Genomic DNA, 22,328 nt, shown 5'->3' on the forward strand with positions numbered 1-22,328 from the left:
GGCCACCGGAAGCACGGTCACCTCGGGCCGGGCACTCCTGTAGGAACCAGCCCGACCAGCCGCCCGACCAGCTCCCCGAAGGGCCCGTCGGCGGGTTCGTGGGCCAGGATCCGTACGAGGATGCCGGCCATCTCGGCGTCGTACGCCGCACTCACGGCGGCCAGCGCCGCGAAATCGTGCACCAGCTGCAACTCCAGCTCGGCCCGGGGGATCTTCCGCCCGTCCAGCCAGATCAGCGCGGTGGACTCGGCCAGCGACACCCAGGACCGCACCACCAGTTCCAGCCGCGCCGGCGGGTCCTCCAGGCCGATGTTCAGGTGCGAGAGGATCTGCTCGTACGCCGCCTGCCGCACTTCGTCGATCATGGCGTTGGTCTGGCTGCTCCCCACCGCCGGGCCGCCGCGCATCAACGCCGAGAAACCCGGACCGTGTTCGTCGACGAAGGCGAAGAACCGCCCCATCACGCGCAGCAGCCGGGACCCGAGCGGCCCCTCCTGCGGCTCCACGAACCGCAGCGCCAGCTCATCGGCCGCCCGCCGCAGCGCCGCCTCGTACAGGCTCAGCTTGCCCGGAAAGTAGTGGTAGACGAGCGGCCGCGATATCCCCGCGGCCGCCGCGATCTCGTCGATCGACACATCGTCGGGGGAGCGGTGGCTGAACAGCTCCAGGGCAACCCCGATCAGCTGCTGTCGCCGCTCCTCGACACCCATTCTGCGCCGCACCCCGGTTGTCATGCGGAACACCCTACTTCGGACAGGTCACAGGTCCAGGGTGAGGTGACCGTTCTTCGCGCGCGAGACGCACAGCAGCATAGAGTCCGCGCGCTCGCCGTCCGTGAGCAGTTCGTCGCGGTGGTCCACCTCGCCCGCCAGCACCCGGTGTTGGCAGGTCCCGCAGAACCCCTGCTCGCAGGAGTACGGGGTGTCCGGCAGCTCTCGGCGCACCGCGGCGAGCGTGGTCTCGGCGGCGCCCACCTCCACCGTGCGGCCCGAGCGCCGCAGTTCGACCGTGAAGGGCCGGGCGGGCCCCGGCGCCGCCGGGGCGAAGCGCTCCAGGCGGACCGCCGCCGGGTCCGCGGCCGCCGCCGTGACGGCCCGCATCAGCGGCTCCGGACCGCAGCAGTAGACCAGCGTGCCCGGCCGGATCCCGGCGAGCGGGGCCAGGTCGGGCAGGCCCGCCTCGTCCTCCGGGAGGACCGCGACCCGGTCGCCGTAGGCCGCGAGCTCGGCCAGGAACGGCATCGAGGCGCGCGAGCGGCCCCCGTAGAGGAGGGTCCAGTCGGCGCCCGCCGCCGTGGCCGCCCGCAGCATCGGCAGGATCGGTGTGATGCCGATGCCGCCCGCGACGAAGACGTACGAGGGCGCCGGGACCAGCTCGAACCGGTTGCGCGGCGGGCGCAGTTCCAGCTCGGCGCCCTCGACCAGCTGGGCGTGGGCCTCGCGGGAGCCGCCGCGGCCGTCCTCGATCAGCCGGATCGCGATCGTGTACGTACCGGCGTCCGCCGGGTCACCGCACAGGGAGTACTGGCGGACCAGGCCCGAGGGCAGGATGACGTCCACGTGCGCGCCCGGGGTCCAGGCCGGGAGCTCCGGGGATTCCAGGGTCAGCCGGAGCACCCCCTCCGCCGGTTCGGTACGGGAGGTGATCAGCGCGCGCAGCGGGCGGCGCGGCGAGTACCCCGAGACCGGGGTCTCCAGGGCCGGCAGCGGCCAGAGCGGGGAGGTCCCGATACGGCGGTTCAGGGCGCGCTTGGCCACCCAGGCGGCGCCCGCCACCGCCGTGACCGTCAGGGCGCGCCTCACGCCTTCACCCCGCCGTTCGCCCCGGGAGAGGCGGCGAGATAGGCCACCGCCTGGGCCGTCGAGCCCTCCTGCGAAGGGTGGTAGGTACGGGCGAGGTACTTCGGTATGGACTGCAGCATGGCGCCCGCGGACGGCAGGACGCCCTGCTGTCCCGCCCGGAAGAACTGGCCGAAGGAGGCCTTGCCGTCCACCAGCTCCGGGTCGTTCTCCATGAAGAAGCGGACGCCCCGCTGCCACAGGAAGACCAGCGCCGAGAAGGCGGTCGCCCAGGTCCGCGCGCGGCGCCGGTAGCCGCCGTCCACGTGCAGGAAGAGGTCGAAGGCCACCGAGCGGTGCTCCACCTCCTCCGCGCCGTGCCAGCGCAGCAGGTCGAGCATCATCGGGTCGGCGCCGCGCCGGTCCAACTCGTCCGCGTTCAGCACCCAGTCGCCCAGGAACGCCGTGTAGTGCTCGATCGCCGCGATCATCGCGACCCGCTCCATCAGCCACCAGTGCCGGGCCCGGCCCGGCGGAAGGGTCTTGTCACCCAGCAGCTTCTCGAAGAGCCAGTCGACCTGCGCCGTGTACGGGGTCGGGTCCAGCCCCAGCCGCTTCAGGTGGGGCAGTACGTCGTCGTGCGCGGCGGCGTGCATGGCCTCCTGGCCGATGAAGCCGACGACGTCCGCGCGCAGTTGCTCGTCCTTGATGTAGGGGAGCACCTGCTTGTAGACGTGCACGAACCACCGCTCACCCGCGGGGAGCAGCAGGTGCAGCACATTGATCATGTGCCCGGTGAAGGGGTCGTTGGGCAGCCAGTGGAGCGGGGTGTCCTCCCAGCCGAAGGACACGTTCCGGGGCCTCAGGTCCACGTGTTCCGACGCCACGGGGGCGGGCGCGAGCGGCGTATTAGACATGGCGTCAATGTACTGATGGGTAGTGGAGAGGAGAACCCCTCTGCGCGGACTTCTCTCAGCGCAGCGCCCCGGCCTTCGTCCCGTCCGTGAGCTTGCCCGACAGGTCGACCTGCGCGCCGGCCGGTGCCTTGACCGCCAGCCGGTTGCCGTTGGCCGACCCGTTCACCCCGCCGCCCGACACCGACAGCGAGGCGAACTGCGCACTGCCCGCCGCGAGCACGTACCACTGGCCCGCGCGCGACTTCCACAGCACGCCCGCCAGCACCCGCGGCTCCCGCGGCCCGCACGCCGGCGACCCCTCCGACCGGGCGGCCTGCGCGGCGAGCGGCGCGCCCGGCGCGAGGAACTGCGCCTGCACCCGGTCCGCCGAGCCCTGCCAGGTCTCGGCCCGCGTACAGAGCCAGGCCGCCGTCCCGTCGCCCTCGGGCAGCGGCTGCTTGGCGTAGGTCCAGGCGTTGACCGTACGGACTCCGTGCGAGCGCACCGACGGCAACAGGCAGGCGATCCGCGACCAGTCGCCGAGCTCCGCGGCCTCCGTCACGTCGCGCTCGGCACCCGGCGCGCCCGAGGTGAGCCGGGCCGGGGTCAGCTCACCGAGGTCGGTGATCAGCCGGGTGGCGCCGTCGCCGGTCAGGGCAAGGGCGTTCCAGCTGGTGCAGTTGCCGGCCGGGGCGGGACCGGGCACCGGCGGGGTCACCCCGTCCGGGGCCGGCTTCAGCGCCACCGCGGGCTCGCCGGGCTTGAGCAGGTCGCGCAGGGCCGCGCCGCTGACCCAGGGGGCGGTGAGGTAGCGGACGTTGCCGTCGACCCTGCTCAGCACGAGGGCGGTGGCGGTGTCCGCCGAGGCGCCGTCGGTCCGGGCGAAGTCGAGGGCCGCGCCGGTGGTCCCGGCGCGCGGCTCGGCGTACCGGACCACGCGCAGCCCGTCGTACAGCAGGACCACGACGGCCTGGTCGACGGCGCCCGCGAACAGCAGCTGCGCCGGACCCATCGGCGGCCCGGCCGGGGTTCCCGGGGTGGCCGAGACGACCACGGAGGAGCCCGGGCGGGCCCAGACGGCCAGTGCCCGGCGCAGCAGTTCGGCGTCGTCGGCGCGGTCGCCGCGGGCGGGCCAGGCGGAGAAGTCCGTACGGGAGGACGTACGCCAGAGCGCGGGCGCGGCGCGCAGCAGCTTGTCGGGGTCCAGTGCCTGCTCGGCCGCGGCGTTGCGGGAGTACAAGGGGGCGGCGGCCCCGTCCGTGCCCCAGCCGCCGCCGGGCAGCGCGAGCAGCGCCCCGCACACGGCGAGGGCGGCCCCGGCGGCCAGCGCGGCGCGCACGAGCCGGCGCCGCCTCAGCAGGTCGGTGGGCCGGGCCTGGAGCACGCACGGGTCGAACTCGGGGGAGGTGAACAGGGAGTCGTTCGCCGGATCGCCGGACTCCGCGACCGCGGCGGCCGGGTCCGCGACCCCGGCTTCGTCCAGCACCCGGAGCACCTCCGGCTCGGGCAGCCGCTCCAGGGCCCGCAGTACGCAGGCGGCCCGGCCGGGCCCGTCGAGGGTGGCCAGCCACTGGTCGAGGGCCAGCTCCTCGGCCCCGCCGGAGCGAGGGAACAGCCGAAGCCCCCACACCTGCGGCAGCGCCGGCGGGAGCTGCGCGCGGCGGGGCAGGGCCCGGAAGGTCAGCGGAATTCCGGCCTCCAGGGCGGCGCGCAGCACGCGCAGCCGCACGTACGCGTACCCGGCCTCACCCTCGCCGCCGCGCTGGCCCGGGACCCCGCCGCGCACGGCGGCCGCCGCGTCCCGCCGCCCGCGCGGCAGCGCCCGCTGGACCAGCGAGTGGGCGGTGAGCACCCGGCGGTTGCGGCCGAGGGCGGGCGGCAGCACCAGGTAGGCGAGCCGCACCAGCCGCGGGTAGTGCTCGACGATGGCGGCCTCGGCCTGCTCGACATCGGGAGACGGGGGGAGGGTGGCGGTATCCGGCGCAGTCACGTTCAGCAGAACGAGCGAATCGTCGGATGGTCACCCGTCCCCGGCGCGCGCTCCCGCGTCTACACCAGACGGGCGCGCAGCGCCTCGACCGTCTCGTCGGAGACGCCGAGCCCCTCGCGCACGTACTTCTCCATCGAGCCGTAGCGCGCCTCGACCTCGGTCAGGGCGGCCTCCAGGTAGGAGGGGAAGACGCCGATCAGCGCGAGCGCGATGTCCGGGTCGCCGCCGGCCCCCGTGAAGCCCTCGATCATCGGGGCGAAGGCCTGCTTGACCGCCGGGTTCACCGACAGGTACTCCGCCATCAGCGTCTCGTCGTCCGCGCCGAGCAGCGACAGGATGACCGTGGCGCCCCATCCGGTGCGGTCCTTGCCGGCCGTGCAGTGGAAGAGCAGCGGGCCGGCCTCGGGGTCGGCGGCCTCGGTGAGCAGCAGCCGGAACGCGGCCTGGGCCGAGGCCGAGTGCACGAAGAAGCGGTAGAGGTCGGCGAACAGCGCCTGCGCCTTGCCGCCGCCCAGGTGTTCCTCGGCGACGGCCGGGTCGGACAGCAGGTCCTTGAGCTGGGCGGCGGCGGGCATCCGGCCCGAGCTCACCTTGTCCGCCAGGACGTCGGCGACCAGCAGCCGGGCTCCGGCCGGCACCCGGTCGGGGTGGTCGGTGCGCTCGGCGTCGGTGCGGAAGTCGATGACGGTCCGCAGGCCCAGCGCGGCCACCACCGGGTCGGCGTCCAGGTCGAGCCGGTCGAGCTGGCCCGAGCGCAGCACCAGGCCGGGGCGGACGGTGCGGCCGCCGGAGAGCGGGGTGCCGCCGAGGTCGCGGAGGTTGGCGACGGTCGTGGCGGGGGTGGCGGTCATCGTGGCGACTCCAGCGGTGTGCGAGTTACTCGTGTCAGGAAGCGGTCCATGAAGCCGTTCATGAATCGCTTCATGCAGCTCATGCGGTTCGTGCAGCTCATGCGGTTGGTTCAGTTCATGCAATTTTCTGATGTTTCGCCCCGGAAAGGCAATCCAGGGCCAGCGAGACCCCGATGCCGATCCCGAGCGCCGCCAGGTGCCCGGCGTCCGTGAAGGTCCGCCCCCGTTTGGCGACCGGCGCCGCGGCGAGTGCCAGCAGCCCGACCCGGGCGGCCGTTCGGACCGCTCCGCGCGGCAGGGCCGAGGTCAGCGCGCCGAGTACGGCGTTGAACCCGTAGCTGGTCCCCACGTCCAGGGCGCGTCGAGTGCGCGGATCGGTTGTCCTGCGCAGGGCGCCGTACACCAGGAGGGTCGCCGTGGCGTGCCCGAACAGGAACACCGCGGCCGTCCACCAGGCGCCGTACGCGTACTCGGCGTATCCGAGGACGGCGACGAGCAGCAGCGCGTACGGCAGGGGCATGGGCTCCTCGACGACGAGAGCGCTGGTCAGCAGCGTCTCCCAGTGTCCGGCGGCGAGATTGTCGACATTCGTCGAGCACTCGCGGAGCAGTCCCTCCCGCTCCGCCGGTGCCATCCGCTCCAGGGCGTAGGCCCCGAGCTGGACCCCACCCGTGTACACCGCTCCCAGTGGTATTGGATTCACAAGTCCATGATCGGATACGGCCCTCTGGCGGACACCACCGGGCCCCGTGGGAACATGTCCCGGCCATGCCACAGCACCCCGCGCCGATGCGCGCCACGCGGGCCGCGATGTTCGCGGCGGTGTGCACCGCTTTGGGTGCGGTGGGGCATTCGTACATGTCCGGCACCGACATTCCCCTTGCGGGGCTTCTGGGTGCTTTCGCGGTGACCGGTGGACTGGCCTGGGCCGCCGCCGGCCGACGGCGGGGACCGGCGGGGATCGCCGCCGCGGTGCTCGCCGTGCAAGGGGTGCTGCACCTCCTCTTCTCCGGGAGCAACGCGGCGAAGCCCGCGCCCGCGGCGATGCACCACCACATGCCGGGCATGGACATGGGAGCGATGGCCGCCGGAACATCCGGCGGCATGGCGGAAGCGGCCGGGCACGGCGGGGCCGCGATGATCGCCGCGCACGTGCTCGCCGGGCTGTTCTGCGCCGCATGGCTGGCGCGGGGCGAGGCCGCCGTCTTCCGGCTGGCCCGGACCCTGGGCGCCGCCGCGCTGCACGCGGCACGGCCGCTGTCCCGCGCGCTCGCCCTGGCCGGGGCTCGGGTGGCCGCCGTACCGGTCCCGCTCGCGCCCTGCCCCCGTACGAGCGGCCGCGCCGCCTGCGCGGGGCCGTGCACGCCTATGCCGTGGTGCGGCGCGGCCCGCCCGCGAGCCGCGCCTTCCGAGCCACGGCCCCCGGCCGTCCCGCCCGCGCCTGAGCGAGGGGGCGAGACCTGGGGTCGCTTCCCCACGTCTTCGCCAACGCCTAGGACCACCATGTCTCTTGACGAGGTTCAGGACGTCCGGACCCCGGACGCCGATCCAGCCGACATATCCAACACGGCCACGTCCCGCAGCGGCGGCTGGGCCGCCCTGCGGCCGCTGTTCCTGCGCATGCACTTCTACGCGGGCCTGCTGATCGCCCCGCTGCTCTTCCTCGCCGCCGCCACCGGGCTGCTCTACGCCGGCTCGTGGCAGGCCGAGAAGATCGTCTACGCCGACGAACTGACCGTCTCCCGCGTCGGCGAGAGCGCCCTGCCGCTCAGCGCCCAGGTCGTCGCGGCCAAGGGCGCCGCGCCCCAGGGCGAGGTCGTGTCCGTGTGGCCCGCGCCCGAGGCCGACGCGACCACCCGGGTGATCATGGAGCGCAAGGGGCTCCCGGAGGGCGAGACCCTCACCGTGTTCGTCGACCCGTATACGGCCGAGGTGCGAGGGCAGCTCGCCACCTCCGGCGACGCGCTGCCGCTGCGGGCCTGGCTGAGCGAGTTCCACGCCAGCCTCCAGCTCGGGGAGTTCGGCCGCAACTACAGCGAGCTCGCCGCGAGCTGGCTGTGGGTGGTCGCGCTCGGCGGACTCGCCCTGTGGATCGGCCGCCGCCGCAAGCGCAAGGCCGACCTCGTCCTCCCGGACCGCAAGGCCACCGGCCGGCGCCGGACCCTGTCCTGGCACGGGGTCGTCGGCCTCTGGTCGGTCGCCGGACTCGTCCTCCTCTCCGCCACCGGCCTGACCTGGTCGAAGTACGCCGGCGAGAACATCGGGCAGCTCCAGGACAGCCTCGGCGGGGCCACCCCGGCCGTCTCCGCCAAGCTGAACCCGGGCGCGGACTCGGCGGGGGCTGACGAGCACGCCGGGCACACCATGGGCCCCGGTGAGGAGATGCCGCCGCCCGCCCCCACCGCCGACATCGGCATCGACAAGGCCGTGGACGCCGCCCGGGCCGCCGGGGTCACCGAGTACCTCCAGGTCACGCTCCCCGCCAAGGGCAAGGGGTACGTGGTCAAGGAGAAGGACCGGCAGCTGCCGGTCCACCTGGACGCCGTCGCCGTCGACCCCGCCGACGGCCGGATCCTGGACGAACTGCGCTTCGCCGACTACCCCGTGCTCGCCCAGATGACCCGCTTCGGCATCGACCTGCACATGGGCCTGACCTTCGGGCTCGCCAACCAGATCGCCCTGGCCGCGCTCGCCGTCGGGCTGATGTTCCTCGTCTTCTGGGGCTACCGGATGTGGTGGCTGCGCCGGCCGACGAAGGACCGCAAGCTGTCCGTCGGCCGCGCCCAGCCGCGCGGTGCCTGGCGGAAGCTGCCGGTGACCGTGGTGCTGCCGCTGGCCGCGGCGACCGCCGTGGTCGGCTCGTTCGTCCCGATGCTCGGCATCAGCCTGCTCGTGTTCCTGGCGGTCGACCTGTTGCTCGGCTTCGTCGCCGCGCGCCGCGCCAAGGCAGCCGCGTAGCACGCCGACGGGCCCGTACTCCGCTCCGGAGTACGGGCCCGTCGCCCACGTCCGACAGGCCGGTCAGGGCGCGTACTTGTAGCCCACCCGGCGCACCGTCTGGATGGCGCCGCGGTGCGCGGCGCCCAGCTTGCGGCGCAGGCGGGCGATGTGGACGTCCACGGTCCGGCCGTCGCCGACGTGGCCGTAGCCCCAGACCGTGGTCACCAGCTGGTCCCGGCTGTGCACCCGGTGCGGGTGCTTCACCAGGTGGGCCAGGAGCTCGAACTCCAGGTAGGTCAGGTCGAGTACCTGCCCGTCGACCTCGGCGGTGCGCTGCGCCGGGTCGATGCGGACCAGCTCGTCGCCCTCGGGGGCGGACGGTCCCGGCGCCGCCGGGGCGGCCACGGCATGCGGGGCGAAGGCGACCGGCGGCTGCTGGTCGGCCGGTACCAGGACCAGGTAGCCGACCATCGGCGGCTGGCCGGGCAGCGTCGGGAGCGTGTGCTGCGGCGCGGGCAGCCAGGTGGCACCGGGCGGGAGCAGGTCCACCACCCGGGCCACCTCGTCCCGGTCCACGGCCCGCAGCCGGTGGCGCGGACTGGGCGGGAAGGTCAGGTGCGTGGTGGTCGCAGCGGAAGGGGCAGAAGAGATGGAACGGGTGTTGGCCATGAGTGGTCAGCTCTTTCACGCGGAGTGGTCGGCAGGAGACGTACGTACGTCGTCGATGTCGTACCGCGCAGACCGAAGGCCTCGGCGAAGATCAGGAGGGGGATCCGGAGGCTTTAGAGGGCCGGCGCGTTCTTCGCGCGGCAACACACCCGGTCGAAATCGTGGTCCTGACGGGACGGCCAGAACGGCTCGAGGTCGCTGCGACCTGACGAGGTGTGCGAGTGGCTGGCCATGGCCCCATTCAAGCAGACGCCCAGGCCCGGGGGCAGACCCCGTCTCACGTCGTGGAGCGGAATCCCATATTCCCTCCAGCGACTCGCAGCAATCCGGGACATACCGCAAGCGCGACGACGCCCGCCAGGCCTGGGGAGGCATGGCGGGCGTCGGTGGTGTGCGGGGCGGGGCAGCGTGGGGAGTTGAGGCGAGGCCTCAGACCAGGCCGTCCTTCTCCAGGCCCGCGCAGCAGGTGTCCGTGATGAGACGGGTCACCACGTACGGGTCCACGTTGGCGTTCGGGCGGCGGTCCTCGATGTAGCCCTTGCCGTCCTTCTCCACCTGCCACGGGATGCGGACCGAGGCGCCGCGGTCCGAGACGCCGTAGCTGAACTCGTTCCACGGGGCGGTCTCGTGCAGGCCCGTCAGACGCTCGTCGATGCCGGCGCCGTAGTTCTTCACGTGGTCCAGCGGCTTGCTGCCCTCGCCCAGCGCCTCGCACGCGGAGATGATCGCGCGGTAGTCCTCGCGCATCGCCTTCGTGGAGAAGTTGGTGTGCGCGCCCGCGCCGTTCCAGTCGCCCTTCACCGGCTTCGGGTTCAGCGTCGCGGAGACGTTGAAGTCCTCGGCGGTGCGGTAGAGCAGCCAGCGCGCGATCCACAGCTGGTCGGAGACCTCCAGCGGGCTCACGGGGCCGACCTGGAACTCCCACTGGCCGGGCATGACCTCGGCGTTGATGCCGGAGATGCTCAGGCCCGCCGCCAGGCAGTGGTCCAGGTGCTTCTCTACGATCTCGCGGCCGAAGATCTCGTCCGAGCCGACGCCGCAGTAGTAGCCGCCCTGCGCGGCCGGGAAGCCGTTGACCGGGAAGCCGAGCGGGCGGGCGCCGTCGAAGAAGGTGTACTCCTGCTCGATGCCGAAGATCGGCTCCTGACCCGCGAACTTCTCGGCGACCGGACGCAGCAGCGCGCGGGTGTTCGACTCGTGCGGGGTCATGTCGATGTTCAGGACCTCGCACAGCACGAGGAGGTTGTCCCCGCCGCGGATCGGGTCCGGGCAGGAGAACACCGGGTTGAGCACGCGGTCGGAGGCGTGGCCCTCGGCCTGGTTCGTACTCGATCCGTCGAAGCCCCAGATCGGCAGCGCGTCGCCGTCGGCCAGGATCTTCGTCTTGGAGCGAAGCTTCGCCGTCGGCTCGGTGCCGTCGATCCAGATGTACTCAGCCTTGTAGCTCACGGGCCCCATCCTCAGACTCTGTGGGTGCTGCTGGTCGCTGCTTCATCGCTGCGGTGATGACCGCAGCGTGCCCGCCCGCGATTTCCCTTCCGTTGCCCATGTGTGAACCCCGTGTTACCGAGGTTTGCACCGCAGGTCGGGTGGGTTGTGCGGGCCGGTCGCGGGTCGCGGGAGGTACACCTGTCCGAGTGGGGCAGACTGGGCGGGTGAGCATTTTGTCTGATCTGAACTCTGCCGGAGACCCCGCCGAGAGTGCTGCCGAGACCCCCGTCACCAGTGCCGCCGCAGGCCCCCGACCCAGGGTCGGACTGCTGGGCACCGGCCCCTGGGCGCACCGTACGCACGCACCCGCGCTCGCCGCGCACGCCGGCACCGAGTTCGCCGGGGTGTGGGGCCGCCGGCCCGAGGCCGCGGCCGACCTCGCGCAGGAGTACGGCGTGAAGGTGTACGAAGACCCCGACGAGCTGTTCGCCGACTGTGACGCCGTGGCCTTCGCCCTGCCGCCGGACGTCCAGGCCCCGCTCGCCGTCCGCGCGGCCGCCGCCGGCTGCCACCTGCTGCTCGACAAACCCGTCGCGACCACGGTCGAGGACGCCCGGGCCGTCGCCGACGCCGCCGCGCGGCACCAGGTCGCCTCCGTCGTCTTCTTCACCCTCCGCTTCGCCGAGCCCACCGCGGACTGGGTCACGGAACAGGCCGCCCGCCCCGGCTGGTTCACCGCCTCCGCCCACTGGCTCGGCGCCGTCTTCCCGCCCGACGGCACGCCCAGCGCGTACGCCGACTCGCCCTGGCGCAAGGCCAAGGGCGGGCTGTGGGACGTCGGCCCCCACGCGCTCTCCGTACTGATCCCGATCCTCGGCGACGTCACCGCGGTCAGCGCCACCCGGGGCCCGTCCGACGTGGTCCAGCTGGCCCTGCGGCACGCCTCCGGCGCGGCCAGCACCGCCGTGCTCAGCCTGGGCGCGCCGAAGGCGGCGGCCGGGGTGGGGCTGGAGCTGCGCGGGACCGAGGGCGTCCACGCGCTGCCCGGCTGGAGCGACGTACCGGGCGCCTACGGGCGCGCCCTGGACGCACTGCTCACCGCGGCCCGGACCGGGGTGCCGGATCCGCGGGGGGCGGAGTTCGGCGCCAGGCTGACGGAGATCCTGGCGGAGGCGGAGGCACAGCTTCCGGCTTGAGGGGCGTCGCGCTGCTCGATGGGCGTTACTTGATGAGCGCGTTGGCCACGATGATGGCCAGCCCGATCGTCGCGTCGGCCAGGCCGATGAGCAGTGCGGAGCTCAGCCGGTAGCCGACCCGGACCGCCACGCACGAGCCCCAGGCGAAGAGCAGGGCGGTGTTCAGGCCGAGGCCGACGGCGGTCACGCCGTACGAGTCCCAGCCGGTGAGCCCGGCGAGGACCAGGAGCAGCACGGTGGGCAGAGTGGCCGCGACCATCGGCCACTCGTGCCACAGGGCCCGGACCAGCAGCCGCCAGCGGTGTCCTGCGGAGCCCTGGTGATGTGTGGTCATGTGGTGCGAGTAGCCGTGCGCGAGCCCGGCCGCGGCCGCGGTGACGATCACCCAGCTGGCGTCGTAGAACGGGGTGTAGTCACCGCCCTTCTGATCCAGCGCGGCCAGCAGCCCACTGGCCAGCACCGTCCCGTACACCCCGCCGAACATCCAGTCGGCCGCCCGCCGAGGCGGGGGGAACGGTGCGGTGGGGGTGGCGGGGGTGTGGGTGGGGTGTGGGTGGCGTTGGGGGTGGGGGTGGCTCACTCCGGGATCCTTCAGGGCTTTTGGTGCGTTTGGTGTTGTGTGTGGCGATTTGGCGTGTTGGGGTCACCTTACGGGGGGTGGGGGTGAGGGCGGGGTGAATGGGGGCGGGGGCTGTGGGAGGCGGATCCGGGCCGGGGCAGCCCAACCCGCACCCGGCAGCGGTGAGATCACCCTCGGAGCGCTCGCGGAAAATGAGACGCGGTGTCGTGCCGGCTTTGACAGGCTGGCAGGTCGGCCCCAGAGTCCTGCAGCTCGTCATAGGAGTGTTCGTGATTCCCCCTCGTCTGGCCCCGTTGCTGGAGCAGTTCGACTTCGCGCGCGAGCGCCTCACCAACCGCATGTCCGGGCCCGTCATGGACAGTGGCGACGGGGCGGACACCAAGGTCGGGCCCATGACCGGCGAGGAGTTCCTCTGGGAGCCGGTGCCGGGCTGCTGGTCGGTGCGGCGGCGTACGGACGGGCCCGGGCCGCGTGCCACCCTGCTGGCCGGCGCGGGCGACTGGGGTCGCGACGCGGCGACCTACCCGCACCCCTGGCCGCCGCCGTTCACCACCATCGCGTGGCGTCTGAGCCACCTCAGCGAAATGATGACCCTGCGCGCCGACCACACGGCCGGCAGCCGCACGCGGACCCGGGACGACTATCCCGTCAGCGGGGACGTCGAGGAGGCGGTCGCGGCATTCGACACCGGCGCCGCCGCCTGGCGGAAGGCGCTGCTGAGTGTCGACGACGCCGCCCTCGACACCGTGGGGTACTGCACCTACCCGCACGGCAGCGACGCGGAGGAGCCCTTCATCGACATCGCCTGGTGGGTCAACCAGGAGTTGCTGCATCACGGAGCCGAGATCGCCCTGCTCCGCGACCTCCATCGCGAACGCCGGCGCTGACCCTCTCTGATCCCGGCCTCGGGGCTACGCCACGACCCCCGCCAGCGCCTCCACCGCCCTCGTGAACGCCGAGTTCGGGGGTGCCGCGTAGCCCACCACCAGGCCTTCGCGGGGTGGGGTCGGGTCCGCCCGGTGTTGGTAGGAGGAGAGGCCGTCGAGGGCCAGGCCCGCCGTTCGGGCCGCCGAGAGGGCCGGGGCCTCGCCGCCCGGCGGGAGTTCCAGTACCGCGTGCAGCCCGGCCGAGATGCCCGTCACCCGGACGTCCGGGGCGCGTGCGGCCAGTACGGAAACCAGCTGGTCACGCCGCTCCCGATAGTGCTTGCGCATGCGGCGGACATGCCGGTCGTACGCGCCGCAGTCGATGAAGTCGGCCAGCGCCAGCTGGTCCAGCGCGCTCGCCCAGGACTCCCGCTGCCCCTTCGCCGCCAGGACCTGGTCGATCAGATGGTCCGGGAGGACCAGCCAGCCGAGGCGGAGCGCCGGGGAGAGGCTTTTGCTCAGCGAGCCCGCGTACACCACGTGCTCCGGGGCCAGGCCCTGTACGGCGCCGACCGGTTTGCGGTCGTAGCGGAACTCCCCGTCGTAGTCGTCCTCCACGATCACGCCGCCGGTCCTGCGGGCCCACTCCACGGCGGCGGCGCGCCGTGCGGGCAGCAGGCGGCCCCCGGTCGGGAACTGGTGCGCGGGGGTGAGCAGCAACGTACGGGCCCGGGGCGGGAGTTCTGTCGTCCGGGCGCCGTCCTCGTCGACCGCGACGGGGTGCGGGCGGACCCCGGCGGCGTCCAGGATGCCGTGGTGGAAGGGGAGTCCGTACGCCTCGACGGCCCAGTCCCGGGGCCGGACGGACGCGAGGAGCCGAAGTCCGTTGGCGAAGCCGGAGCAGACCACGATGTTCTCCGGGCCGGTACGCACGCCCCGCGCCCGGGACAGGTACCCGGCCAGCGCCCGGCGCAGCTCGGGCCGGCCGCGCGGATCGCCGGGGCCGAAGGCCTCGGTGGGTGCCTCGGTGAGGGCCCGCCGGGCGCTGGCGGCCCACGGCCCCCGGGGAAAGGAGGCCGGGTCTGGCTTGCCCTGGAGCAGGTCGAGGCGGGGTGCCGTGGGCGTGGGTGCGGCCGCCGCGGACGGCGGGCCCGAGCCGGCGACTCGTTCGGCGGCCCCTTCGGCGACCCGGGTGCCGGAACCCTGCCGGGCGGTGAACCAGCCCTCGGCGACCAGCTCGGCGTAGGCGTCGGCGACGGCGTTGCGGGCCAGTCCGAGGTCGGCGGCCAGCGTCCGGTACGGCGGCAGCCGCGTCCCTCCGGCCAGCCGCCCGCTGCGGACGGCGCTGCGCAGGGCCTGGGCGAGGGCGGTCCGCCGGGCTCCTTCGGCGGGGAGGTCGAGATGCAGGTCGGCGCCCGTGCCGCCGTCGGGGGCCGTCATGCGCCGGCCTCCGGTGCGAAGACGGTGTGGGCGGCCGTCAGGAAGCGGCGGACGGTGTCCCGTTCGTCGGGGTCGAAGGAGTCCAGTACCTGCAGCACCCCGTCGATCAGCGGGCCGAAGAACTCCCGGCCCAGCCGGATGGCCTCCGGCTCCACGCGCAGCAGGATCCGGCGCCGGTCGCGGTCGTCGCGGACCCGCGCCACGTGGCCGAGCCGTTCCAGCCGGTCGATCACCGAGGTGGTGCCCGCCGAGTTGAGGCCGAGCCGGGCCCCGAGCAGGCCCGCCGTGGCCGCCTCGCCGGCGCGGGCCGCGTCCAGCAGGCAGATCAGGGCCCGCACATCGGTGGGGTGCATGCCGTTGCGGGCGGCGAACTCCGCCTGGCGCAGGCCGAACTCCACGGTCACCGCCCGCAGCAGGTGCACCAACTGCAGGTTGCCGGGCTCGCGGTTGCCGGATTCCCTGTTGTCGCCCACATCGTCCTCCGCCTAATATCTCTCGCTGAGCGAGATTATCGCCCGACGAGGTAGTGGAGCCAGCCGTGTTCCGGACGTCTCTCTTCCGTACCGCCTACGACGCGGTCCTGGCCCAGTGGCCCGGGCCGGTCGAGACCACCGACCTGCCCACCCCGTACGGCCTCACCCACGTCAACAGCTGTGGCCCGGCCGGGGCCCCGCCGCTGGTGCTGCTGCCCGGCGGGGGCGCCACCTCCACGGTGTGGGGAGCCTGCGCCGCGGCCGGGCTCGCGCGCACCCACCGCCTGCACGCCGTGGACCTGGTGGGAGAACCCGGGCTCAGCCTCCCGGAGCCCGGGCTCGCCATCCGGTCCGTCGGGGAACTGGTCGGCTGGCTCGACACGGTGATCGGCGGGCTCGGCCTGGACGGCCCGGTCGTCCTCGGCGGCCACTCCTACGGGGCCTGGATCGCCGCCCACTACGCGGCTTCGCGGCCCGCCCGGCTCGGCCGCCTCGTGCTGCTCGACCCGACCCAGGTCTTCGCCGGGCTCCGGCCCGGCTACGTGCTGCGCGCGCTGCCCGTGCTGGTGCGCCCCACCCCGGAGCGGATCCGCTCCTTCCTCGCCTGGGAGACCGGCGGAGCCGCTCTCGACCCGGCCTGGCTGCGGCTCCAGGACGAGACCGCCCGCTTTCCCACCGTCCGGCCGGTCACCGGGCCGCGCCCGGACCTGACCGGGCTCGGGGAACTGCCCGTACGCGTCCACGTCCTGTTCGCCGGGCGCGCCCGCTGCCACGACGCCGACCGGGCGGCCCGGGCCGCGCGCCGGGTGCTCCCGGCCGCGCGTGTCGACGTGCTGCCCGGGATCTCGCACCACGCGCTGCCGCTGACGGCGGCCGAGGAGATCGCCCGCCTCGTCGCCGCCGGCTAGGGCGTGTCTTTCGGATCTTGCCGGGCCCGCGCTGCCCGGCACCGCACCTCGCCGCGTTGTCGGGGCTCCCAAGTACGTCCAGTACGAGGGGAGCTCCTCCGCCTTGCGATGCACGGCACCGGACAACGCGGGCTCGGCCGACAAGATCCGAAAGACACGCCCTAGCCCTTGCGGGACAGGGCTTCGCGGACGGCTTCCTCGGAGCGGGCGACCACCGCCGTGCCGTCCTCGGCGGTGATGATCGGGCGCTGGATCAGCTTCGGGTGCGCGGCCAGGTGCGCGATCCAGCGCCCCCGCGCCGCGTCGGTCTCCTCGCGCGGCAGGTCCCGTACGCCCGTCTCCTTGGCCAGCGGGTCCGAGGTGCGCGTGATGTCCCACGGCTCCAGCCCGAGTCGGCCGAGCACCTCGCGGATCTCCTCCTCGGAGGGCGCGTCCTCCAGGTACCGGCGCACGGTGTAGTCGGCGCCCTCCGCGTCCAGCAGGGTCAGCGCGCTGCGGCACTTGGAACACGCGGGATTGATCCAGATCTCCATGGTGCCCAGCCTATCGAGAGCCGGTCCGAAGCCGGTTCGAAGCCGGTCGGGAAGCCCGCCCCGAGCCTGTCTGGCCAGGGGCTTTTGTCAGTGGTCCCCGGTAAAATCGAGGGAGAACGACAGGAAGCCAACTACCGTTTGGGAGGCTGTAGATGGCCACTGCCACCACCATTCAGCACGTCAAGAAGAAGCCGCTGCCGGCGGGCCTGCCCCGCGAGTGGTACGAGAGCCACAACCGCCGTCTCAAGGCGATGCGCCTGGCGATATCCCTGCTCGACTCGGGGACTTATGACGCCCGGCGCGCCACCAACCGGAAGATCCGGACGATGGCCGTCCGGACGGGGATCCACCGGCCGTCCAACGTCACCTGCAAGATGGTGCGCGCCTTCATCCAGGAGGCGTGAGCCGGCCGTACCGAGTCGTGCGGGCGCCGGCCCGCCGGGTGGAGGCCCCGGCGGGCCGGCGTCGGTGACCGGCGGGCCGGCGGTCACTTCTCGTCGAAGACGAGCTCCTCGGGCTGGCGCGTCATCCTCACGGTGTGGCCGTTGATGACCTCGACCACGCGGTGCAGACCGACCTTCTCCTCGGGTTCCGACGTGATGCGGAACCTGTCCCCGGCTCCGGCCAGGTAGGAGGGGAAGCAGTTCAGCAACGGTTCATAAGGCTTGAGGTCCAGGTATTCCTTCAGCCGGCGGAACAGCTTCGGGAGGATGACCGCCCCGTCCGCCGCCGTGATGGAGGGCATTCCGGTGATCTTCGCGCCCTTCATGGTCACGTCGACGTCGTCGGCCCACACCCCCTTCTTGGCCGCCCTCGCCTTCTGGGTCTCGGTGGTGAGGAACTCGCGCAGTTCCCTGGGGAAGGCCGAGTAGAAGGTCGGGTAGACCAGGCCGAGCGAGATCAGGTGGAAGTTGGCCGTCTTCTTCAGCAGTTCCTGGTCGACTCTGATCTCGTAGCCGGAGGCCGCGGGCGGGGTGCCGCGGCCGACCAGGGCCACACAGCGGCCGTAGATGTCGGAGCCCCCGGTGAGGATGAAGCCGGGCACGCTCTCGGGGATGGTGGCGACGGTCTCGTCCTCGTGCCGGTCGACGCTGGCGAAGCCGACCCAGGCCAGCAGCTCGTTCGCGGCCCGGTGTGCGAGGTCCAGTGGCTGATGCTGCTCAGGCCCGTAGGCGCCCTCGTAGTGGGTCTCCAGCGCGTCGACGGACTCCAGCCGGACACTGACGCGACCGTCCGCCGCGGGCACGATCTGCTTGCACCCGGGCACGAGTTTCCAGTCGGCCACGTTGTCCGGGATGAAGGGGACGGTGTCGCCGTCCGGCTTGGATTTGGGCGGCACCCGGAAGGTGCCTTTGATCAGCAGCATGGACATGGTGTCTCCCACCGCAGTCATCACTGTGTGTGCTGGACGGTTACGTACCGTACACGTGCGGGTCGGGCATCGCGGTCATTCCGGGCCGTCCAGTGTCAGCAACAGCAGTGCCACGTCGTCCCGCGGGCCGCCGTCCGTGAAGGCCGCGAGGTCCCGCCAGACCGCCCGGACCAGGCCCTCGGGGTCCCTCGTCACCACGGGCAGCCGCGCGGCCAGGGGGTAGAAGTGCCCCGCCGCGTCCCGTGCCTCCGTCACCCCGTCCGTGTGCAGCAGGAAGCGGTCCCCGGCGCGCACCGTCAGCTCCGCCACCGTCGGCGGGGCCGGACCCGCGAGCCCCAGGCCCAGCGGCGGGCCCGGATCCACGGCCACCTCATCGACCACCGGCCCGCGCAGGCGCAGTGCGGGCGGATGCCCGCACGAGACGATCCGTACGAGGTCCAGCCCGGGCGGGAACTCCAGCAGCAGGGCCGTCGCGAACAGCTCGGGGTGCCCGTCGGGGGCGGCCGCCGCGTCCGACGCCAGCCGCCGGTTCAGCCGGGCCGCGACCGCCGCCAGTTCGGCGTCGTCGAGCACCGCCTCCCGGAAGGCCCCGAGCAGCGCGGCCACCGTGCCGACCGCCGCCAGGCCGTGGCCCTGTACGTCCCCGACCAGCGCCCGGACCCCGTACGGCCCGGCCCGTACGTCGTACAGGTCGCCGCCGACCAGGGTGCCGCGCTGCGCCGCCCGGTAGAGGCCGGAGCAGCGCACCGGACCCACCCGTTCCGCCAGCGGCGGGAGGACCGCCAGCTGAGCGGCCTCCGCCACCGTCCGTACGCTGACCAGCTGCGCGTCCCGGCGCCGCCGAACCCAGGCGATCACCACGCTCAGCAGCCCGATGACGGCCACCGTGGCCAGGTCCGTCCCCCGGGCGTGGCCGATGCCGAGGGAGGGCGCCCCGAGCAGCACGAGGACGATGGCGGCGAAGATCGCGGTCCCGCCCGGCCCGTACGCGAAGGCGGCCACCGGTGGCAGACCGGCCAGGAAGAAGCCGAGCTCCACATCGCCCGGGGTGAGCAGCTGCGCGAGGACGAGCCCCACCAGGGCCGCCGCAGGCGCGATCCGGGCCCAGCGCGGCGGCGGCTCCCCGTGCAGCCGGCCCGGTTCCTCGCGTCCGCGTCTCACCCCTCCACCCTGGTACCGGGGCCAGGCGCGCGCACCCCGGACCGGTCCGCCGGGTGGCCCGGCGCGGCACGTGCCACGACAGTGGTGGCGTGACGGAAGACGATGCCTCGGGGGAGCCGGGACGCAAGGCCCCGACGAGGGCGCACCTCGAGGCCCACGGCGGCGGCAGCAGCGGTGACGGGTCGCAGAGCGCGGAGATCAGCACGCGGCTGAACTGGCTGCGCGCGGGGGTGCTCGGCGCCAACGACGGGATCATCTCCACCGCGGGCCTGGTGGTCGGCGTGGCCGGGGCCACCACCTCGCGCGCGGCGATCCTGGCGGCGGGCGTCGCCGGGCTGCTGGCGGGCTCGCTGTCGATGGCGGCGGGGGAGTACGTGTCGGTCAGCTCGCAGCGGGACTCCGAACAGGCCGCGCTGGAGCTGGAGCGCCGGGAGCTGGCCGAGGAGCCGGAGGCGGAGCTCGAGGAGCTCACCGACCTGCTCGCCGCGCGCGGGCTGAGCCGGCGGCTGGCCCGGGAGGCCGCCGAGCAGCTGACGGAACGGGACGCGCTGCGGGCCCATGCCCGGGTGGAGCTCGGCATCAACCCCGACGAGCTGGCCAACCCGTGGCACGCGGCCTTCGCCAGCTTCGTCGCCTTCACGGTGGGCGCGCTGCTCCCGCTGCTGGCGATCGTCCTCACCGACGCGTCCGTCCGGGTCCCGGTGACGGCGGCGGCCGTCCTGGCGGCGCTCACCCTGTGCGGCGTGATCAGCTCCCGGCTGGGCGGCGCGCCCGCGCTCCGCGCGGTCCTGCGCAACGTCGCGGGCGGCGCCCTGGCCATGGCCGTCACCTACGCGGTGGGCACCTGGCTCGGCACGACCGCCTGAGCCCGGCAGGATGGAGGCATGCGTATCGCGGTCACCGGTTCCACCGGTCTCATCGGCAGCGCCCTCGTGCGGTCCCTCCGGGCGGACGGGCACGAGGTGGTGCGGTTCGTGCGCCGCCCGCCCGCCTCAGGCGACGAGGCGCGGTGGGATCCCGCAGGGGGGTACGTCGATCCCGCCGGGCTGGCCGGGTGCGCGGCCGTCGTGCACCTGGCCGGGGCCGGGGTGGGGGAGCACCGCTGGACCTCCGCGTACAAGAAGGAGATCCGGGACAGCCGGGTGCTCGGCACGGCCGCCCTCGCCCGGGCCCTCGCCGCGCTCGGCGAGCCGCCCGCTGTGTTCGTCAGCGGTTCCGCGGTCGGCTATTACGGGGACACAGGCGACCGGGCCGTCGACGAGGACGCCCCGGCCGGGCACGGCTTCCTGCCCTCCGTCTGCGTGGAGTGGGAGGCGGCCGCGGAACCCGCACGCGCGGCCGGGATCCGTACCGCCTTCGCCCGTACCGGCCTGGTCGTCGCCCGTGAGGGCGGGGCCTGGGGGAAGCTGTTCCCCATCTTCAGGGCGGGAGTGGGCGGCCGGCTCGGCAACGGGCGGCAGTACTGGTCGTACATCTCCCTCCACGACGAGATCGCGGCCCTGCGGCACATCATCGACACCCCCGGCATCGAAGGCCCCGTCAACCTCACGGCCCCCGAGCCGCTGACCAACCGCCAGGTCACCGCCGCCATGGGCCGGGTGCTGCACCGGCCCGCGCTGCTGCCCGTACCCGCCCTGGCCCTGCGCATCGTGCTGGGGGAGTTCGCCGAGGACGTGCTCGGCAGCCAGCGGGCCCGGCCCGCCCGGCTGCTGGAGTCCGGCTTCGTCTTCCGCCACCCCGGCATCGAGGACGCCATCCGCGCCGCCATGTAGCAGTACCTGTCCGGCCGCGCGGCGCGGCTGTCCGGCGCGGCTGTGCGACCAGCGTGCGACCGGTTGTGACCCGGATGCGACCACTGTGCGACCGGAGTTGACCACAATCCCGCAATACCCCGGTCAACTCGGGTTCCCCTGGAGTCGGTTGGGGGAAGGAGGTCGAGACACAGCCGCGCCGACCTCGGGGAGGGGCACGTGCTCAGCAGCTCACACCATTCCGCACACCATGCGGACGTCGTCATCGTAGGAGCCGGAGTCTCAGGACTCGCGGCCGCGCACCACCTGATCGCAGCGGGGGTAACGGTCACCGTCCTGGAGGCGTCGGGCGACCCCGGCGGCCGGATGGCCACCGTGTCGGCCGACGGGTTCCGGCTGGACCGGATCGGCCAGTTGCTCAACACCTCGTACCCGGAACTCGAAAGCACTCCGGGTCTGGCAGGCCTGCCCCTGCGCAACTTCGCGCCCGGGGTCCTGGTCCACACCGACGGCAAACAGCTCCGGGCCGGAGCCCTCACCCCGGCCCGCGCCCTGGCCAGCGGCTCCCTCGACCAGGCCCGGCTCAGCGCCGCGCTCGGCCGGCTCGCCGCCCTGCCCGAGGAACGCCTGCTCGCCCGGCCCGAACGCACCGCACTGGCCGCCCTGCGCTCCCGCGGCCTGCCACCGCGCACCGCGGCCGGCGTGCTCCGGCCGCTGCTCTCGACCCTGCTCCGCGATCCGGCACTCACCACCTCCAGCCGGGTCGCCGACCTGGCCCTGCGCACCTTCGCCCGCGGCCGCCTCGCCGTGCCCGAGGGGGGAGCCGCTGCCCTGCCCGACCGGCTCGCCGCCGGCCTGCCGCCCGGCACCGTCCGCACCGGGGTCCGGGTCCGGTCGGTGGCGACCAACCTGGTCACCACCGAGGAGCACGGCGACTTCAGCTGCCGCTCCGTCCTCCTGGCCACCGGGGCCCGCGCCGCCGCCGAACTCCTGCCCGGCCTGCGCGTGCCCGCCTTCCACGAGGTCACCGTCCTGCACCACGCCACCGCCGCACCCCTGCCCTGGGACGGCTCGCTGCTCCTGGACGGCGACCCCAAGTGGCCCGTCTCCCACACCACCGTGATGAGCGCGGTCGACCCGACACGGGCCCCGGCCGGGCGGAGCCTGGTCACCACCACCGTGCTCGGCCCGCCGCCACCCCCGCGTACGGTCGCCTCACGGCTCGCCCGGCTCTACGACACCGCCACCCGCGACTGGCAGCTCCTGGCCGTCCACCACACCCCGGAGGCCGTCCCCGCCATGCCCCCGCCCTACGACGTACGGCGCCCGGTGCGCGTCCTGGCCGGGCTGTACGTGTGCGGGGACCACCGCGACACCAACACCGTCCAGGGCGCGCTGCACTCGGCCCGCCGCGCCACCACCGCCGTCCTGCGCGACTTCGGCATCCCGCTCCCGGCCGCCCGGGAGCCCGCACTCCCGGTGGCGGCCTGAGA

The 22,328-nt window shown here is 73.8% G+C and carries 22 protein-coding genes; 8 read left to right on the forward strand and 14 right to left on the reverse strand.

Annotated elements, in window-relative coordinates; all coding sequences use genetic code 11:
- Positions 1–17 precede the first annotated feature (17 nt).
- The 6 genes from OHA89_RS26115 to OHA89_RS26140 form a co-directional block, all read right to left on the reverse strand.
- Positions 18–734, reverse strand: coding sequence for a TetR/AcrR family transcriptional regulator (locus tag OHA89_RS26115; protein WP_257556615.1), 717 nt, complete (start codon positions 732–734; stop codon positions 18–20).
- A gap of 24 nt (positions 735–758) precedes the next feature.
- Positions 759–1,802, reverse strand: coding sequence for a PDR/VanB family oxidoreductase (locus OHA89_RS26120; protein ID WP_266610048.1), 1,044 nt, complete (start codon positions 1,800–1,802; stop codon positions 759–761).
- Entirely contained in the window at positions 1,799–2,695 is an 897-nt protein-coding gene (locus tag OHA89_RS26125; RefSeq protein WP_215140654.1) for a metal-dependent hydrolase, read from the reverse strand. The genes OHA89_RS26120 and OHA89_RS26125 overlap by 4 nt, the downstream gene beginning before the upstream one ends.
- A gap of 55 nt (positions 2,696–2,750) precedes the next feature.
- Positions 2,751–4,664 (reverse strand): hypothetical protein, encoded by a 1,914-nt coding sequence (locus tag OHA89_RS26130; RefSeq protein ID WP_266610050.1) that lies wholly within the window; start codon positions 4,662–4,664, stop codon positions 2,751–2,753.
- A 59-nt stretch (positions 4,665–4,723) separates the two neighbouring features.
- Positions 4,724–5,515 carry a tyrosine-protein phosphatase gene (locus OHA89_RS26135; RefSeq protein WP_266610052.1) on the reverse strand — a complete coding sequence of 264 codons (792 nt, stop codon included), beginning with the start codon at positions 5,513–5,515 and terminating at the stop codon, positions 4,724–4,726.
- A 115-nt stretch (positions 5,516–5,630) separates the two neighbouring features.
- Positions 5,631–6,218, reverse strand: a complete 588-nt coding sequence (locus tag OHA89_RS26140) for a rhomboid-like protein (protein WP_266610054.1) — start codon at positions 6,216–6,218, stop codon at positions 5,631–5,633.
- Between the two features lie 800 nt (positions 6,219–7,018).
- Between OHA89_RS26140 and OHA89_RS26145 the strand changes: the two genes are divergently transcribed.
- A complete protein-coding gene (locus tag OHA89_RS26145; protein ID WP_406368594.1) occupies positions 7,019–8,473 on the forward strand; it encodes a PepSY-associated TM helix domain-containing protein in 1,455 nt (484 codons plus the stop codon).
- A gap of 63 nt (positions 8,474–8,536) precedes the next feature.
- Here OHA89_RS26145 and OHA89_RS26150 read toward each other — a convergent pair whose 3' ends face one another.
- Together OHA89_RS26150 and glnII are read right to left on the reverse strand one after the other, a co-directional pair.
- The gene (locus tag OHA89_RS26150; protein ID WP_257556623.1) at positions 8,537–9,124 is read right to left on the reverse strand and encodes a winged helix-turn-helix domain-containing protein; all 588 of its coding nucleotides are present in this window, start codon (positions 9,122–9,124) and stop codon (positions 8,537–8,539) included.
- A gap of 429 nt (positions 9,125–9,553) precedes the next feature.
- Entirely contained in the window at positions 9,554–10,573 is a 1,020-nt protein-coding gene (glnII, locus tag OHA89_RS26155; RefSeq protein ID WP_215140651.1) for a glutamine synthetase, read from the reverse strand.
- A 206-nt stretch (positions 10,574–10,779) separates the two neighbouring features.
- On the opposite strand from glnII, the gene OHA89_RS26160 reads away from it, so the two are divergent.
- Positions 10,780–11,751 (forward strand): Gfo/Idh/MocA family protein, encoded by a 972-nt coding sequence (locus OHA89_RS26160; protein WP_406367255.1) that lies wholly within the window; start codon positions 10,780–10,782, stop codon positions 11,749–11,751.
- A gap of 25 nt (positions 11,752–11,776) precedes the next feature.
- On the opposite strand, the gene OHA89_RS26165 is transcribed toward OHA89_RS26160, so the two are convergent.
- Positions 11,777–12,331 carry a hypothetical protein gene (locus tag OHA89_RS26165; protein ID WP_266610061.1) on the reverse strand — a complete coding sequence of 185 codons (555 nt, stop codon included), beginning with the start codon at positions 12,329–12,331 and terminating at the stop codon, positions 11,777–11,779.
- Positions 12,332–12,600: 269 nt separating this feature from the next.
- Here OHA89_RS26165 and OHA89_RS26170 point away from each other — a divergent pair, with 269 nt between their 5' ends.
- On the forward strand, positions 12,601–13,218 hold the full coding sequence (locus OHA89_RS26170) for a DinB family protein (RefSeq protein WP_266610062.1): 618 nt from the start codon (positions 12,601–12,603) through the stop codon (positions 13,216–13,218).
- Positions 13,219–13,242: 24 nt separating this feature from the next.
- Here the strand turns inward: OHA89_RS26170 and OHA89_RS26175 are convergent, their stop codons facing one another.
- Together OHA89_RS26175 and OHA89_RS26180 are read right to left on the reverse strand one after the other, a co-directional pair.
- Positions 13,243–14,637: a PLP-dependent aminotransferase family protein gene (locus OHA89_RS26175; RefSeq protein WP_266610064.1), complete on the reverse strand. Its 1,395-nt coding sequence runs from the start codon at positions 14,635–14,637 to the stop codon at positions 13,243–13,245.
- Complete coding sequence (locus OHA89_RS26180) at positions 14,634–15,110, reverse strand: MarR family transcriptional regulator (RefSeq protein ID WP_266610066.1); 477 nt, start codon at positions 15,108–15,110, stop codon at positions 14,634–14,636. The genes OHA89_RS26175 and OHA89_RS26180 overlap by 4 nt, the downstream gene beginning before the upstream one ends.
- Positions 15,111–15,175: 65 nt before the next feature.
- Between OHA89_RS26180 and OHA89_RS26185 the strand changes: the two genes are divergently transcribed.
- A complete protein-coding gene (locus tag OHA89_RS26185; RefSeq protein ID WP_406367256.1) occupies positions 15,176–16,018 on the forward strand; it encodes an alpha/beta fold hydrolase in 843 nt (280 codons plus the stop codon).
- 161 nt (positions 16,019–16,179) lie between these two features.
- On the opposite strand, the gene OHA89_RS26190 is transcribed toward OHA89_RS26185, so the two are convergent.
- A complete protein-coding gene (locus tag OHA89_RS26190; protein WP_406367258.1) occupies positions 16,180–16,551 on the reverse strand; it encodes an ArsC/Spx/MgsR family protein in 372 nt (123 codons plus the stop codon).
- 152 nt (positions 16,552–16,703) lie between these two features.
- Between OHA89_RS26190 and OHA89_RS26195 the strand changes: the two genes are divergently transcribed.
- Positions 16,704–16,955: a hypothetical protein gene (locus OHA89_RS26195; RefSeq protein WP_215140646.1), complete on the forward strand. Its 252-nt coding sequence runs from the start codon at positions 16,704–16,706 to the stop codon at positions 16,953–16,955.
- Between the two features lie 83 nt (positions 16,956–17,038).
- Here OHA89_RS26195 and OHA89_RS26200 read toward each other — a convergent pair whose 3' ends face one another.
- Entirely contained in the window at positions 17,039–17,923 is an 885-nt protein-coding gene (locus tag OHA89_RS26200; protein WP_257556630.1) for a thermonuclease family protein, read from the reverse strand.
- Between the two features lie 75 nt (positions 17,924–17,998).
- Positions 17,999–19,084, reverse strand: coding sequence for a PP2C family protein-serine/threonine phosphatase (locus OHA89_RS26205; RefSeq protein ID WP_406367260.1), 1,086 nt, complete (start codon positions 19,082–19,084; stop codon positions 17,999–18,001).
- 89 nt (positions 19,085–19,173) lie between these two features.
- Between OHA89_RS26205 and OHA89_RS26210 the strand changes: the two genes are divergently transcribed.
- From OHA89_RS26210 to OHA89_RS26220, 3 genes are all read left to right on the forward strand, one after another.
- Positions 19,174–19,950 carry a VIT family protein gene (locus OHA89_RS26210; RefSeq protein WP_406367261.1) on the forward strand — a complete coding sequence of 259 codons (777 nt, stop codon included), beginning with the start codon at positions 19,174–19,176 and terminating at the stop codon, positions 19,948–19,950.
- An 18-nt stretch (positions 19,951–19,968) separates the two neighbouring features.
- Entirely contained in the window at positions 19,969–20,856 is an 888-nt protein-coding gene (locus OHA89_RS26215) for a TIGR01777 family oxidoreductase (protein WP_257556632.1), read from the forward strand.
- Positions 20,857–21,054: 198 nt separating this feature from the next.
- On the forward strand, positions 21,055–22,326 hold the full coding sequence (locus OHA89_RS26220; protein WP_257556633.1) for an NAD(P)/FAD-dependent oxidoreductase: 1,272 nt from the start codon (positions 21,055–21,057) through the stop codon (positions 22,324–22,326).
- The last annotated feature ends 2 nt before the right edge of the window (positions 22,327–22,328 follow it).

Origin of the sequence: Streptomyces sp. NBC_01546, from assembly GCF_045208355.1 — a bacterium.
Classification (GTDB): domain Bacteria; phylum Actinomycetota; class Actinomycetes; order Streptomycetales; family Streptomycetaceae; genus Streptomyces.

What these genes read in the sequence shown, in the direction of transcription:
- OHA89_RS26115 (WP_257556615.1), bottom strand. Translation starts at nt 734, where the DNA reads ATGACAACCGGGGTGCGGCGCAGAATGGGTGTCGAGGAGCGGCGACAG.
- OHA89_RS26125 (WP_215140654.1), bottom strand. Translation starts at nt 2,695, where the DNA reads ATGTCTAATACGCCGCTCGCGCCCGCCCCCGTGGCGTCGGAACACGTG.
- OHA89_RS26135 (WP_266610052.1), bottom strand. Translation starts at nt 5,515, where the DNA reads ATGACCGCCACCCCCGCCACGACCGTCGCCAACCTCCGCGACCTCGGC.
- OHA89_RS26145 (WP_406368594.1), top strand. Translation starts at nt 7,019, where the DNA reads ATGTCTCTTGACGAGGTTCAGGACGTCCGGACCCCGGACGCCGATCCA.
- OHA89_RS26150 (WP_257556623.1), bottom strand. Translation starts at nt 9,124, where the DNA reads ATGGCCAACACCCGTTCCATCTCTTCTGCCCCTTCCGCTGCGACCACC.
- OHA89_RS26175 (WP_266610064.1), bottom strand. Translation starts at nt 14,637, where the DNA reads ATGACGGCCCCCGACGGCGGCACGGGCGCCGACCTGCATCTCGACCTC.
- OHA89_RS26190 (WP_406367258.1), bottom strand. Translation starts at nt 16,551, where the DNA reads ATGGAGATCTGGATCAATCCCGCGTGTTCCAAGTGCCGCAGCGCGCTG.
- OHA89_RS26195 (WP_215140646.1), top strand. Translation starts at nt 16,704, where the DNA reads ATGGCCACTGCCACCACCATTCAGCACGTCAAGAAGAAGCCGCTGCCG.
- OHA89_RS26200 (WP_257556630.1), bottom strand. Translation starts at nt 17,923, where the DNA reads ATGTCCATGCTGCTGATCAAAGGCACCTTCCGGGTGCCGCCCAAATCC.
- OHA89_RS26215 (WP_257556632.1), top strand. Translation starts at nt 19,969, where the DNA reads ATGCGTATCGCGGTCACCGGTTCCACCGGTCTCATCGGCAGCGCCCTC.